At 63.5% G+C, this 13,786-nt stretch carries 12 protein-coding genes; 8 read left to right on the top strand and 4 right to left on the bottom strand.

Annotated elements, in window-relative coordinates; translation table 11 throughout:
- Positions 1-375 precede the first annotated feature (375 nt).
- From ppsA to L0U81_RS09040, 3 genes are all read left to right on the top strand, one after another.
- Positions 376-2,778 carry a phosphoenolpyruvate synthase gene (gene ppsA, locus L0U81_RS09050; RefSeq protein WP_233801896.1) on the top strand — a complete coding sequence of 801 codons (2,403 nt, stop codon included), beginning with the start codon at positions 376-378 and terminating at the stop codon, positions 2,776-2,778.
- A gap of 117 nt (positions 2,779-2,895) precedes the next feature.
- Positions 2,896-3,351 carry an NfeD family protein gene (locus L0U81_RS09045; RefSeq protein ID WP_233801894.1) on the top strand — a complete coding sequence of 152 codons (456 nt, stop codon included), beginning with the start codon at positions 2,896-2,898 and terminating at the stop codon, positions 3,349-3,351.
- Positions 3,352-3,498: 147 nt separating this feature from the next.
- Positions 3,499-4,446, top strand: a complete 948-nt coding sequence (locus L0U81_RS09040; RefSeq protein ID WP_233801892.1) for an SPFH domain-containing protein — start codon at positions 3,499-3,501, stop codon at positions 4,444-4,446.
- 103 nt (positions 4,447-4,549) lie between these two features.
- Here the strand turns inward: L0U81_RS09040 and smpB are convergent, their stop codons facing one another.
- Positions 4,550-4,996, bottom strand: coding sequence for an SsrA-binding protein SmpB (gene smpB / locus L0U81_RS09035; protein WP_013089686.1), 447 nt, complete (start codon positions 4,994-4,996; stop codon positions 4,550-4,552).
- Positions 4,997-5,096: 100 nt separating this feature from the next.
- Here smpB and L0U81_RS09030 point away from each other — a divergent pair, with 100 nt between their 5' ends.
- Both L0U81_RS09030 and L0U81_RS09025 read left to right on the top strand, forming a co-directional pair.
- Entirely contained in the window at positions 5,097-5,534 is a 438-nt protein-coding gene (locus L0U81_RS09030; protein ID WP_233801890.1) for a type II toxin-antitoxin system RatA family toxin, read from the top strand.
- Positions 5,531-5,863 (top strand): RnfH family protein, encoded by a 333-nt coding sequence (locus L0U81_RS09025; protein WP_233801888.1) that lies wholly within the window; start codon positions 5,531-5,533, stop codon positions 5,861-5,863. Before L0U81_RS09030 ends, L0U81_RS09025 begins: the two co-directional genes overlap by 4 nt.
- Positions 5,864-5,927: 64 nt before the next feature.
- On the opposite strand, the gene L0U81_RS09020 is transcribed toward L0U81_RS09025, so the two are convergent.
- Positions 5,928-6,914, bottom strand: coding sequence for a DMT family transporter (locus L0U81_RS09020; protein WP_233801886.1), 987 nt, complete (start codon positions 6,912-6,914; stop codon positions 5,928-5,930).
- Between the two features lie 315 nt (positions 6,915-7,229).
- Between L0U81_RS09020 and guaB the strand changes: the two genes are divergently transcribed.
- From guaB to guaA, 3 genes are all read left to right on the top strand, one after another.
- A complete protein-coding gene (gene guaB / locus L0U81_RS09015) occupies positions 7,230-8,690 on the top strand; it encodes an IMP dehydrogenase (protein WP_233801885.1) in 1,461 nt (486 codons plus the stop codon).
- 6 nt (positions 8,691-8,696) lie between these two features.
- Positions 8,697-9,392, top strand: a complete 696-nt coding sequence (locus L0U81_RS09010; protein ID WP_233801883.1) for a hypothetical protein — start codon at positions 8,697-8,699, stop codon at positions 9,390-9,392.
- A gap of 215 nt (positions 9,393-9,607) precedes the next feature.
- Entirely contained in the window at positions 9,608-11,191 is a 1,584-nt protein-coding gene (gene guaA, locus L0U81_RS09005) for a glutamine-hydrolyzing GMP synthase (protein WP_233801881.1), read from the top strand.
- Positions 11,192-11,426: 235 nt separating this feature from the next.
- Here guaA and L0U81_RS09000 read toward each other — a convergent pair whose 3' ends face one another.
- Both L0U81_RS09000 and lhpH read right to left on the bottom strand, forming a co-directional pair.
- Complete coding sequence (locus L0U81_RS09000; protein ID WP_233801879.1) at positions 11,427-12,527, bottom strand: NAD(P)-dependent alcohol dehydrogenase; 1,101 nt, start codon at positions 12,525-12,527, stop codon at positions 11,427-11,429.
- 237 nt (positions 12,528-12,764) lie between these two features.
- Entirely contained in the window at positions 12,765-13,772 is a 1,008-nt protein-coding gene (lhpH, locus tag L0U81_RS08995) for a trans-3-hydroxy-L-proline dehydratase (RefSeq protein WP_233801877.1), read from the bottom strand.
- Positions 13,773-13,786: the final 14 nt, after the last annotated feature.

Below are 13,786 nucleotides of genomic sequence, written 5' to 3'. Positions count from 1 at the left end.
GGGCGCGATTCGAAGCGCAATTCTCGACCGACTGCCACATTTCAGGAGTCGGCACGGTAGAATAGCGGCAACCTGTTGGATAAGCAATTGCAGGCGATTGGCGGCTAACTTGCCGCGAACGATCGTTCAACGTCACGTTATTAAACGTCAATATGCGTTGAACGTAGGGGATCGAGCGGCAAATCCGCTCATTCGCGTTCTTCGCCGCGGTCTTCGTTATATCTATGGCCGGCGCGCTCATGCAGCGCGCGTCTGCCGTCAATGCGATTGCTTATCTAACAGGTTGTGCAAGACACGGGGTCGAGCTTCCAATGGGCTGCCCGTGTTCAAGCCCACTTGCACAGCCGTGAATTTCTTTCACACTTAGGGGCTTGTATGACTAACGCAGTTACCGTCGCAAAGGACAAGGCGTATGTAGTTCCGTTCGAGCAGTTGCGGATGACCGACGTGGAAATCGTCGGCGGCAAGAACGCGTCGCTGGGCGAGATGATCAGCCAGCTCGCCGAAGCCGGCGTGCGCGTGCCGACCGGCTTCGCGACCACCGCGCTCGCGTTCCGTGACTTCCTGCAGCACAACAATCTGACCGAACGCATCGCCAAACGTCTCGAGACGCTCGACGTCGACGACGTGAAGGCGCTCGCCGAAGCGGGCAAGGAAATCCGTCAATGGATTATCGACGCGCCGCTGCAGCCGCAGCTCGAGGCTGACATTCGCGCGGGGTTCGATACGCTGCAAAAGAGCTCGCCCGAAGAGCTGTCGTTTGCCGTGCGTTCGTCCGCTACCGCGGAAGACCTGCCGGATGCATCGTTCGCCGGTCAACAGGAAAGCTATCTGAACGTGGTCGGCATCGACGACGTGCTCGATCGCATGAAGCACGTGTTCGCGTCGCTGTACAACGACCGCGCTATCTCCTATCGCGTCCACAAGGGCTTCACGCACGCTGAAGTCGCGTTGTCGGCGGGCGTGCAGCGCATGGTGCGCTCGGACGTCGGCGCCGCGGGCGTGATGTTCACGCTGGACACCGAATCGGGCTTCAAGGACGCCGTCTTCATCACGTCGAGCTATGGCCTCGGCGAGACTGTCGTGCAGGGCGCGGTGAATCCGGACGAGTTCTACGTCTTCAAGACCACGCTCGCACAGGGCAAGTACCCGATCATCCGCCGCTCGATCGGCTCGAAGCTGATCAAGATGGAGTTCACGAAGCCGGGCGAGCCGGGCCGCGTGAAGACCGTCGACGTCGCGCACGAGCAGCGCAACCGCTTCTCGATCACCGACGAAGACGTGATCGAACTCGCGAAGTACGCGGTCATCATCGAGAAGCACTACCAGCGTCCGATGGACATCGAGTGGGGCAAGGACGGCCGCGACGGCAAGATCTTCATCCTTCAGGCGCGTCCGGAAACGGTGAAGAGCCAGGGCGGCGGCAAAGCAGAGCAGCGCTTCAAGCTGAAGGGCCAGTCGAACGTGCTGGCCACCGGCCGCGCAATCGGTCAGAAGATCGGCGCGGGTCCGGTGCGTGTGATCCACGATCCGTCGGAAATGGACCGCGTGCAGCCGGGCGACGTGCTCGTCGCCGACATGACCGACCCGAACTGGGAGCCGGTCATGAAGCGCGCGGCGGCGATCGTCACGAACCGCGGCGGCCGCACCTGCCACGCGGCGATCATCGCGCGTGAGCTGGGTGTGCCGGCGGTGGTCGGCTGCGGTGATGCGACCGACGTGCTGAAGGACGGCGCGCTCGTCACCGTGTCGTGCGCGGAAGGCGACGAAGGCAAGATCTACGACGGCCTGCTCGAAACCGAAATCACCGAAGTGCAGCGCGGCGAATTGCCGCCGATTCCGGTGAAGATCATGATGAACGTCGGCAATCCGCAACTCGCGTTCGACTTCTCGCAACTGCCGAATGCAGGTGTGGGTCTCGCGCGCCTCGAGTTCATCATCAACAACAACATCGGCGTGCACCCGAAGGCGATCCTCGAGTACCCGAACGTCGACCAGGACCTGAAGAAGGCGGTCGAAAGCGTCGCGCGCGGTCACGCATCACCCCGCGCGTTCTACGTCGACAAGCTGACCGAAGGCATCGCGACGATCGCGGCGGCGTTCTATCCGAAGCCCGTCATCGTGCGTATGTCGGACTTCAAGTCGAACGAGTACAAGAAGCTGATCGGCGGTTCGCGCTACGAGCCGGACGAGGAAAATCCGATGCTGGGCTTCCGTGGCGCGTCGCGCTATATCGCGGAAGACTTCGCCGAGGCGTTCCAGATGGAATGCGTCGCGCTGAAGAAGGTGCGTGAAGAGATGGGCCTCGACAACGTCGAGATCATGGTGCCGTTCGTGCGTACGCTGAAGCAGGCGGAGCGCGTGGTCGGGCTGCTAGCCAAGTTCGGGCTGAAGCGCGGTGAGAAGGGTCTGCGCCTGATCATGATGTGCGAAGTGCCGTCCAACGCGATCCTCGCCGAAGAGTTCCTGCAGTACTTCGACGGTTTCTCGATCGGCTCGAATGACCTGACGCAGCTCACGCTCGGCCTCGACCGCGACTCGGGCATGGAATTGCTCGCCGCCGATTTCGACGAGCGTGATCCGGCGGTCAAGTTCATGCTCAAGCGCGCGATCGAAACGTGCCTGCGCCTCGACAAGTACGTCGGCATCTGCGGCCAGGGCCCGTCCGATCATCCGGACTTCGCGCAATGGCTGACGGACGAAGGCATCAAATCGATCTCGCTGAACCCCGACACGGTCATCGATACGTGGCAGCAGCTGGCGAAGTCGAAGCAGTAACGCGCGACATGCCGCATTCCGCTTCGCAAGCGGCATTCACCACGCGTTAAACGCACGTGCGCTTCGTGCTATAAACACCCCGGTAGATCCGGGGTGTTTTGCTTTGTGGAGGTCGACGTGGCGCCTGGTGGACTGTTCTGGTGGATCGGGGCGGGTGTGCTTGTCGTGCTGGAGCTGATGAGCGGCACCTTCTATCTGTTGATGGTCGCGTTCGGCTTCGTCGCGGCGGCGCTCGCGCGCATTGCCGGCGCCGGCCCCGACCTGCAGTTCGTGGTGGCGGCGCTGGTTGCGCTCGCGGCGGTCGTGTTGCTCAGACGCTCGCGCTTTGGTCGCCGCAAGCGCGAACAGGCGTCGCGCAATCCCGACGTCAACCTGGATATCGGACAGACGCTGACCGTGCCGGCCTGGCAGGGACGCAAAGCACGCGCGAACTATCGCGGCGCGGCATGGGACGTCGAGCTGGCCGCGGGCGAACCCGAAGACGCGCAGGTCTATGAGATCAGGGAATTGCGCGGCAGTTGCCTCGTCGTCGTCGCGAGCCGCCAGCCGAAGGCCCGCGCGAGCGTGACCTGACGTTCTGAACTTGAGCGTTGGGTGCGATGCTCGTCACATACGCTCACCGATATCCTTTCACAAGGCGAAGGACGAGAGCCCAAGCTGAAAGCGCGGGCCCGACCAACCTGCGTAAAACTATTCGAATCAGAAACGGAGGGTAGCGATATGGATTCAACTATCGTCGGGGCAGTGCTGCTGATCGTCGTAATCGTGCTCGCGGCGCAGACCATCAAGATCGTGCCGCAGCAGCATGCATGGGTGCTCGAGCGCCTCGGCCGCTATCACGCGACGCTGACGCCGGGTCTGAGCTTCGCGTTTCCGTTCGTCGACCGGGTCGCGTACAAGCACGTGCTGAAGGAAATTCCGCTCGACGTGCCGAGCCAGGTCTGTATCACGCGCGACAACACGCAGCTGCAGGTCGACGGCGTGCTGTATTTCCAGGTCACCGATCCGATGAAGGCGTCGTACGGATCGAGCAACTTCGTGTTCGCGATTACGCAGCTATCGCAGACGACGCTGCGCTCGGTCATCGGCAAGCTGGAGCTCGACCGGACCTTCGAGGAGCGCGATTTCATCAATCACAGCATCGTGTCCGCGCTCGACGAAGCGGCCTCGAACTGGGGCGTGAAAGTACTGCGCTACGAGATCAAGGACCTGACGCCGCCGAAGGAAATCCTTCACGCGATGCAGGCGCAGATCACCGCCGAGCGCGAGAAGCGCGCGCTGATCGCGGCATCGGAAGGGCGCAAGCAGGAGCAGATCAATATCGCGTCGGGCGGGCGCGAGGCCGCGATCCAGAAATCCGAGGGCGAGCGTCAGGCGGCGATCAACCTGGCGCAGGGGCAGGCGGCGGCGATTCTGGCGGTCGCCGAGGCCAACGCGCAGGCGATCCAGAAGATCGCGGCGGCGATCCAGCTGAACGGCGGCATGGACGCGGTGAATCTGAAGGTCGCCGAACAGTACGTAAATGCGTTCTCGAACCTCGCGAAGCAGGGCACGACACTGATCGTGCCGGGCGACATGTCGAACATGAGTTCGATGATCGCGTCGGCGCTGGCGATCGTGAACAAGGGCAAGGCGGGAGCGGAGCCCTCGCGAAGCGACTCGCGCTGAGGACGCGCGCAACGAACGCGCAATGAACGCGTGATGCTAAAGCAAATGGCCCGCACACATCGATGTGCGGGCCATTCTTGCATGAGCCGGAAACAAATCGCGCTTACGTCGGCGATCGCATCAGGCGGGCCTTCTCGCGCTCCCAGTCGCGCTTCTTCTCGGTCTCGCGCTTGTCGTGCATCTTCTTGCCCTTCGCGAGTCCGATCTCGCATTTGACGCGGCCGTTCTTGTAGTGAAAGTTCAGCGGCACGAGCGTGTAGCCACGCTGCTCGACCTTGCCGATCAGCTTGCTGATTTCCTCGCTATGCAGGAGCAGCTTGCGCGTGCGCACCGGGTCGGGATGAATGTGGGTCGACGCTTCGGGCAGCGGGCTGATGTGCGTGCCGATCAGGAACAGCTCGCCATTGCGGATCACCACGTAGCCTTCCTTGATCTGGCCGCGCCCCGCGCGCAACGCCTTGACCTCCCATCCTTCGAGCACGAGTCCGGCTTCGTAGCGCTCTTCGACCGAGTAGTCGTAGAAGGCTTTTCTGTTGTCGATAATGCTCATGAATGGAAAGTGCCCAACTCGTTTAAAATCACGATTTTAGCAAAGCGGGGCAAGGAAAGCCCGCAGCGCTCGTCCACCCTTGCCACGCGCTGTTCAATTTATGGCAGATGTCCAGAAAACCGTGTTAATTCGCCATTCGGCGGAGCAGATGTTCGATCTCGTCACCGACGTCGACGATTACCCCAACTTCCTGCCATGGTGCGGGGGCGTCGAAATCCGTCACCGGGACGACACCAGCATGGAGGCGAAGATCGATATCAACTTCAAGGGCATCAAGCAGCATTTCGCCACGCGCAACTCGATGGAGCGTCCGACGCGCATCGACATGGAATTCGCCGACGGCCCGTTTCGCAAGTTCACCGGTTTCTGGCGCTTCACGCCGCTGCGCGCCGATGCATGCAAGATCGAGTTCGCACTGCACTATGAGTTCACCAGCGTCCTGCTCGAGAAGATCATCGGGCCCGTGTTCAATCATATCGCCAATACCTTCGTCGAATCTTTCGTGAAGCGCGCCAATCAGCGCTATGGTGCGTCATGAGCGCGCGGCTGTCGGTTGAGGTCTGCTATGCGCTCGCCGGCGAGCAGGCGCTGATTCCGGTCGAGCTGCCGGCGGGCGCGACGCTGCAACAGGCGATCGATGCCAGCGGGATTCTGCAGCGTTTTCCGGCGATCGATCTGAACACGCAGAAGGTGGGTGTGTTCGGCAAGCTCAAGCCGCTCGACGCGGTGCTGGCCGACCATGATCGCGTCGAGATTTACCGGCCGTTGTTGGTGGATCCGAAGGTGTCGCGCCAACGTCGCGTCGAAAAGACGCGAAAGGCGGGGTCGATCGAAGGGCGGCGCTGGCTGAACAAGGATTCGCGCTAGGCGGCGCGGGTTGGGGTGGCTGGATTTCTCGTGCGCCGCCCGTTTCTTATCACGTCACATCACTTCAGGGCGCCGACGTCTGCGCCTTATCGTCCATGCCCTCGATGCGCGCGGCGCCGGACGAATCGTCGTCCGAGTGCCGGCGCACCGACCACCAGACCCCCGCGACCAGCAGCACGATGGCCGCGAGTTCGAGCGGGCGCGGCAGGCGCTCGTCGTAAATGAACGCGTAAAGCAGCGCGAACAGCGTTTCGAACACGATCATCTGGCCGGACAGCGTCAGCGGCAGCCGCTTCGCCGCGGCATTCCACAGGCCGTTGCCGAGCCAGGACGCGCCGATCGCGAGCACCAGGTTGAGCAGCCAGAAGGTGTGCCAGCGCGCATCGGCCAACTCGCCCTGCGGGCCGCCTGACGGCAGCGCCGCGACGAGGAGCCACAACGCACCGCCGAGCGCGCCCGTCACGACACCCCACAGCACCGACCACTCGTTGCCGCTGAAATGCGTCTGACGCTGCAGGTAGCGCGCGTTTTCCACCGCGAACCACGTCCAGCAGGCCAGCGCACCCACCGCGCAGGCCACGCCGACGAGGCGCGTCGCGATGCTCACCGGCGTCGCGCCGGTCACGGTGAACACGTCGATATTGATGCAGACGATGCCCGCCATCACGGTCGCGAGCGGCCATGCGAGGCGCGCGAGCGGCACTGCGCCGTGATCGCGGCGGCCAACCAGCGTGACCGTGACCGGCAGCACGCCGACGATCAACGAAGCCGGCGCGATCCCGATCAGGTGCACGGCGGCCGTCAGCAGCAGGTAATAGACGATATTGCCGACGAGCGCGAGCTTCACGAGCGCGATCAGGTCCTCGCGGGTCAATCGCTTGGCGAGCGAGCGCGCGATCGGCAGGACAGCCGCGAGCGACACGACCCCGTACATCGAGTAGCGGCCGGCGACGAGCAGCAGCGGCGAGAAGTCGGGCAGCACCCGCGGCACAAGAAACACCATGCCCCACAAGGCTCCGGCCATTACCCCATATACGACACCGCGCTGCATCGACTGTCCCTGCTGAAAAAACTGGAATGGCCGGCAGAATAGCGGTTTTGCGGACGGAGCGTCTTGTTCGATCCTGCATTCGGGCGATTCGGTTGCCGCTCGACCAGGTTTCGCGCCGCGCATCTTCGCCGAATCAGCCCCCTTTATCTGCAAACGCGCAATCGAAACCCAATCGAACTCGACGCGAACAACCGGGCGAAATTGGCGCGCGCCGGATCGGTAAAAAAATCGTCTGAAATTCGCTAAGCTGCTGTTCGTGCAGTGAAAACCGGGTGGTTTCGCGTATAATTCGCTTTTGCGCCTATAGGATTTGCCATGCGTCTGATCCAAACAGCACTCACGTTCGATGACGTGCTCCTCGTCCCGGCCTTCTCCGATGTTCTGCCGCGCGACACCAGCCTCAAGACCCGGCTGACCCGCAACATCTCCCTGAACATGCCGCTTGTGTCCGCCGCTATGGACACGGTCACTGAAGCACGTCTGGCAATCGCCATGGCGCAAATGGGCGGCGTCGGCATTATCCACAAGAACCTCACGCCGGCCGAGCAGGCGCGTGAAGTCGCGAAGGTCAAGCGTTTCGAGTCGGGCGTCGTGCGCGATCCGATCACCGTGCCGCCGCAAATGAAAGTGCGCGACGTGATCGCGCTGTCGCGCCAGCATGGCATTTCGGGCTTCCCGGTCGTCGAGGGCGCGCAACTAGTCGGTATCGTGACGAACCGCGACCTGCGCTTCGAAGAACGTCTGGACGAGCCGGTGCGCCAGATCATGACTCCGCGCGAGCGCCTCGTCACCGTCAAGGAAGGCACGCCGCTCGCCGAAGCGAAGGCGTTGATGCACAGCCACCGCCTCGAGCGCGTGCTGGTCGTCAACGACGCCTTCGAGCTGCGCGGCCTGATGACCGTCAAGGACATCACCAAGCAGACCGAGCACCCGGACGCGTGCAAGGACGAGCACGGCAAGCTGCGCGCTGGCGCGGCGGTCGGCGTCGGCGCGGACAATGAAGAGCGCGTCGAGTTGCTCGTGCAGGCGGGCGTCGACGTGATCGTCGTCGATACCGCGCATGGCCACAGCAAGGGCGTGCTCGAGCGCGTCAAGTGGGTCAAGCAGAACTTCCCGCGCGTCGAGGTGATCGGCGGCAACATCGCGACGGCGGCCGCTGCCAAGGCGCTCGTCGAATACGGCGCGGATGGTGTCAAGGTCGGTATCGGCCCGGGCTCGATCTGCACGACGCGGATCGTCGCGGGCGTCGGCGTGCCGCAGGTCACCGCGATCTCCAACGTGTCCGAAGCGCTGAAGGGCACCGGCGTGCCGGTCGTCGCCGACGGCGGCGTGCGCTTCTCGGGCGACGTCAGCAAGGCACTCGCGGCGGGTGCGAGCGCGGTCATGATGGGCAGCATGTTCGCCGGTACCGAAGAGGCGCCGGGTGAGGTGTTCCTGTACCAGGGCCGCCAGTACAAGTCGTATCGCGGCATGGGCTCGGTCGGCGCGATGAAGGACGGCGCGGCAGACCGTTACTTCCAGGACAACTCGGCGAACATCGACAAGCTCGTACCGGAAGGCATCGAAGGTCGCGTCGCGTACAAGGGTTCGGTCAACGCGATCCTGTTCCAGCTGATCGGCGGCGTGCGCGCGAGCATGGGCTATTGCGGCTGCCGCACCATCGCTGAAATGAACGAGAAGGCCGAGTTCGTGCAGATTACCGGCGCGGGCCTGCGCGAGTCGCACGTGCATGACGTGCAGATCACCAAGGAAGCGCCGAACTACCACGTGGACTAAACACCCATGAAGCCACTGCTGCGCGTTGTACTGATCCTCGATGCGTTGGTGCTGCTGGCGTCCGGCCTGCTGTTCGTGCTGGCGCCGTGGACTTCGCTGTACAACGCGCTGCAAGTAGTGCCAACGGAACCGGCGCTGGTCGGCCAGGCGTTCGGCGTCGCGCTGATCGGGCTCGCGTGGCTCGCGGTGCATGCGTCGTTTGACGGGGCGATGACCTCGACGGTCGCGAAGGTCGTCGGTCATGTGCACTGGCTGATCGGCGTGCTGATGCTGGTCTGGCTGCTGGGGTTGCGTACACCTTCGCTGCCAGGCTTCGGGCAGATGGTGTCGGTGCTGGCCGGCGTCGTGCTGGTGGTGATCGGGCTCGGCGGCGTGCGGCTGTCGGGCGCCGTGCGGCGGCGTGAGAAGGAGGGCGTGGTCAAGTCCTCGCCGAGCAAGGCCGACAAGCGGGCCGCGAAAGAAGCCGGGAAGCAGGCCGAAAAGGATGCCGCGCGGCAGCGTGAACTCGAACGCGACACCGCGCGCGAGCCACGCGTCACAGCGGGCTTTCCTGCCTATCACGCCGAGCCGGCGCCAGAACCCGTCGTGCCCGTCAATCCGGCTGCCGCAGCATCCGTCGGCGCCGCGCCGCTTCATCCGGCCGAGCCGGGCGCCACCCGCACCGAGGCGCCTGACGCGCCCCGGCCGCCGTTTCATGGCTGACGCGCGCTGCGCCACGCCGTTTGCCGAAGCTACCGGGTTTCGTTCGCGCGCGTCGCAGGCGGCAAGCCGTGCGGCTGGCCGCGCCCGTGTGCTTCACCGTAATGTTTGCTGTCCGCGCCGCGCTGAGACCGTCGCCGCGTGGACTGCTTTGAATTCGACGCCGCGCCTCGCGCGCGGCATTCCGTATCCGCCCACTTCTGATTCCGTCCGCTGCCATGCATGACAAGATCCTGATTCTCGACTTCGGTTCGCAAGTCACCCAACTGATTGCACGTCGCGTCCGCGAAGCCAACGTGTATTCGGAAATCCACCCGTACGACGTCGACGCGTCGTTCATCCGCGACTTCGCGCCGAAGGGCGTGATCCTGTCCGGCGGGCCGAGCTCGGTCACCGAGGAAGACACGCCGCGCGTGCCGCAAGCCGTGTTCGAACTCGGCGTGCCGGTGCTTGGCATCTGCTACGGCATGCAGGCGATGGCCCAGCAGCTCGGCGGCAAGGTCGACATCGGTCATCTGCGCGAATTCGGCTACGCCGAAGTGCGCGCGCGCAACCATACGAGCCTGCTCGAGGGCATCAGCGACTTCACCACGCCCGAAGGTCACGGCATGCTGAAGGTGTGGATGAGCCACGGCGACAAGGTACTGGAAATGCCGCCGGGCTTCGCGCTGATGGCATCGACGGATTCGTGCCCGATCGCCGCGATGGCCGACGAACAGCGCCGCTTCTACGGCCTGCAATGGCACCCCGAAGTCACGCACACGGTGCAAGGCCGCGCGATGCTCGAACGCTTCGTGCTGCAGATCTGCGGCGCGAAGGCCGATTGGGAAATGGGTCATTACATCGACGAGGCCGTCGCGAAGATTCGCGAACAGGTTGGTAATGAGCACGTCATTCTGGGCCTGTCGGGCGGCGTGGATTCGTCGGTGGCGGCGGCGCTGCTGCATCGCGCGATCGGCGATCAGCTGACCTGCGTATTCGTCGATCATGGCCTGCTGCGTCTGAACGAAGCCGAACAGGTAATGGCGTTGTTCGCCGATCACCTCGGCGTGAAGGTCATTCACGTCGACGCGAGCGAGGCCTTCCTCGGCAAGCTCGCCGGTGTGACCGATCCGGAAGCGAAGCGCAAGATCATCGGCGCGGAATTCGTCGAAGTGTTCCAGGCTGAAGCGGGCAAGCTGACGGACGCGAAGTGGCTCGCGCAGGGCACGATCTATCCGGACGTGATCGAATCGGCGGGCAAGGGCAAGAAGGCCGCGCAAACCATCAAGAGCCACCACAACGTCGGTGGTCTGCCCGAGACGCTGAACCTGAAGCTGCTCGAGCCGCTGCGCGAGCTGTTCAAGGACGAAGTGCGCGAACTGGGCGTGAAGCTCGGTCTGCCGCACTCGATGGTGTATCGCCATCCGTTCCCGGGCCCGGGTCTGGGCGTGCGGATCCTCGGTGAAGTAAAGCGCGATTTCGCGGACCTGCTGCGTCGCGCGGACGCGATTTTCATCGAGACGTTGCGCAACACGATCGACAAGGAAACCGGCAAGTCCTGGTATGACCTGACGAGCCAGGCGTTCGCGGTGTTCCTGCCGGTGAAGAGCGTCGGCGTGATGGGCGATGGCCGTACCTACGAGTACGTCGTCGCGCTGCGCGCGGTTCAGACGCTCGACTTCATGACCGCGCATTGGGCGCATCTGCCGCACGAGTTGCTTGGGCACGTGTCGAACAGGATCATCAATGAGGTGCGCGGGATCAACCGGGTGGTTTATGACATCTCGGGCAAGCCGCCTGCGACGATCGAGTGGGAGTGAAATCAGATCCTTCGGGGAATATCGTGAGTCATCGAAAAACTGCCGTAACGTGTTGATTTAAAAAAATGCATCACGGCAGCTATCGGTGGATGTCGCCGGCCAGCGAAACAGGTTGGCGGTAGAAGTCGCGGTAAGAACCGGAGGTCGGATTGAGCCCCTCCCGTTGTTGACGCTCCCCGGCGCGGCCGACGCCGCCCGCCGCGTCGGCACATCGCCCGTGCTTCGCATGCCGCCATCAATGCGGCTTGATCGCCACCTTCAGCACACCGTCCCGCTGATTTGCAAACAGCTCGTAGGCGGCCACGATGTCATCGAGCTTGTAGTGATGCGTGACCAGTGCGCCGAGGTCGGCGCGGCCGGACTCGATCACGTTCATCAGACGTCTCATGCGCTCTTTTCCGCCAGGGCACAGTGCCGTATTGATCTTGTGATCGCCGAGGCCCGCCGCGAATGCCGCCAGCGGAATCGTCAGATCGGACGAGTAGACGCCGAGACTCGACAGCGTGCCGCCCGGCTTGAGGATGCGCAACGCCGATTCGAACGTGCCCTGGGTGCCGAGCGCTTCGATCGACGAATCGACGCCGCGGCCGCCCGTCAGCTTGAGGATCTCGTCGATCACGTCGCAATTCTTGAAGTTCAGCGTGACGTCGGCGCCCATCTTGCGCGCCATCTCTAGACGATGGTCGTTGCCATCCACCGCGATGATCGTGGTCGCGCCCAGGAGGCGTGCACCCGCGGTCGCGCACAGGCCGATCGGCCCTTGCGCGAACACCGCCACCGTGTCGCCGATCCGGATGTTGGCGTTCTCCGCGCCCTTGAAGCCGGTCGACATGATGTCGGGACACATCAGCACCTGCTCGTCGCTCAGGCCGTCGGGGACCGGCGCGAGGTTCGCTTGCGCGTCGGGTACCAGCACGTATTCGGCCTGGGTGCCATCGATCAGGTTGCCGAACCGCCAGCCCGCAGTCGCCTTATAGCCGTGGCAGCCACACTGGCCTTTGGCGATCAGATAGCTGCCGTCCTGCGACGGGACGCCGTCTTGCGCCGCGTACGAATTGAAATTGGGACAGATCGCACCGGCAATCACGCGCTGACCTTCCTCGTAGCCGCTCACCGCGCTGCCGAGCTTTTCGATCACGCCAACCGGCTCGTGGCCGACGGTCAGGCCTTTGGCGACCGGATACTCGCCTTTCAGAATGTGCACATCGGTGCCGCAGATCGTGGTGGTCGTAATGCGCACCAGCGCATCGTTGGCGCCTACCTCGGGCATGGGCTTATCGGCTAGCTCGATACGGCCCGGTTCGACGAATACGGCGGCTTTCATCATGGCGCTCACGACTGTCTCCTTCCGTTCAGGTCAATACCAACTCACAAGGGAGCTCGCGCAGGGTTCCGTAGGCTGGCCGCGATGACCGCATCCGCGATCATGCGTTTTGACTCGACCCGCAACGCGGACGAGAAAGCGCGACGCCACTTTAAAGTAGCAGAAGTTTGGCAATCCGCAGAACATCCTGGAAAAATGACGCTGCCGTGTCAGCAGTGGTTTTTTTGGGGGGGCCCGGCAGTAGCCCGATCAGCGCACCAGAAAACCATAGGCCAGCGGATCCCGCTCATCCACGATCCACTGTGCGAACCCGCAGATATACGCGTCGCCTTCCACCTCGGGAATCACTGCCGGTATTCCGTGGACCGACGTTTCGCGCAGCACGCGTGCCCTGAATATCGTGCCGACGATCGATTCGTTGACGAGCGTGTCGTTCGCGCCGAGCTGACCGCGTTGGTATAGCTGCGCGACGCGGCCGGCGGTGCCGGAACCGGTCGGCGAACGATCGACCTCGCGATCGGCGAACACGCAGCAGTTCGCCTGCGTCGAGCCTGGATGACGCGGCGCGTTCGCGATGATGGTTCCGTAGATGTGGTTGATTTCCGGAATGTCCGGGTGTTGCACGGCAAACGCATCGTTCGCGGCTTCCTTTACTTCGGCGCCGAAGCGGATCAAGCGTTCGACTTCGGACTCGCGTATCGCCAGATCGAACGGCGCGCCGTCGACATAGAAATAGAACGCGCCGCCATAGGCGATGTCGCCGGTGACCTTGCCGAAGGACGGTGTGTCGACGCTAACGTCGCGCTTCCACAGAAACGATGGCACGTTGACGAAACGCACGCGGCCGGTGTGCTCGCCGTCCCATTCGACGAAGGCCTCGATGAAGCCGCAAGGCGCATCGATGCCCACGCGCGTCTGCGGACTCGTGCGCTGGACCCAGCCGAGCTCGACGGCGGCCGTCGCGAGCGCGATCACGCCGTGTCCGCAGTGATCGCTATAGCCTTCGTTGTGCACGAAGATCACGCCGAAGTCGGCATCGCGAGAGACCGGCTCGGTCAGGTAGCCGCCGTACATGTCGGCGTGACCACGCGGCTCGAACATCAACGCTCGGCGAATCTCGTCGGCGTTGTCCTTCAGCCACGCGCGGCGCTGCACGATCGTGTCGCCCGGCAGACGCGGCAGTCCGCTCGTGACGATGCGGAACGCTTCTCCGCCTGTATGCACTTCGACGGTCGAAAGGGTGCGGGTCGCTTTCATGGACGTGTGCCGTT

It is taken from the genome of Paraburkholderia sp. HP33-1 (assembly GCF_021390595.1).
GTDB lineage: Bacteria > Pseudomonadota > Gammaproteobacteria > Burkholderiales > Burkholderiaceae > Paraburkholderia.
The sequence above is the reverse complement of the archived record's forward strand: the minus strand, read 5'-3'. Positions and strand labels throughout refer to the sequence as shown.

Coding starts and splice junctions, on each gene's coding strand:
- ppsA (WP_233801896.1), top strand. CDS start 376: ATGACTAACGCAGTTACCGTCGCAAAGGACAAGGCGTATGTAGTTCCG.
- L0U81_RS09040 (WP_233801892.1), top strand. CDS start 3,499: ATGGATTCAACTATCGTCGGGGCAGTGCTGCTGATCGTCGTAATCGTG.
- smpB (WP_013089686.1), bottom strand. CDS start 4,996: ATGAGCATTATCGACAACAGAAAAGCCTTCTACGACTACTCGGTCGAA.
- L0U81_RS09030 (WP_233801890.1), top strand. CDS start 5,097: ATGGCAGATGTCCAGAAAACCGTGTTAATTCGCCATTCGGCGGAGCAG.
- L0U81_RS09025 (WP_233801888.1), top strand. CDS start 5,531: ATGAGCGCGCGGCTGTCGGTTGAGGTCTGCTATGCGCTCGCCGGCGAG.
- L0U81_RS09020 (WP_233801886.1), bottom strand. CDS start 6,914: ATGCAGCGCGGTGTCGTATATGGGGTAATGGCCGGAGCCTTGTGGGGC.
- guaB (WP_233801885.1), top strand. CDS start 7,230: ATGCGTCTGATCCAAACAGCACTCACGTTCGATGACGTGCTCCTCGTC.
- L0U81_RS09010 (WP_233801883.1), top strand. CDS start 8,697: ATGAAGCCACTGCTGCGCGTTGTACTGATCCTCGATGCGTTGGTGCTG.
- guaA (WP_233801881.1), top strand. CDS start 9,608: ATGCATGACAAGATCCTGATTCTCGACTTCGGTTCGCAAGTCACCCAA.
- lhpH (WP_233801877.1), bottom strand. CDS start 13,772: ATGAAAGCGACCCGCACCCTTTCGACCGTCGAAGTGCATACAGGCGGA.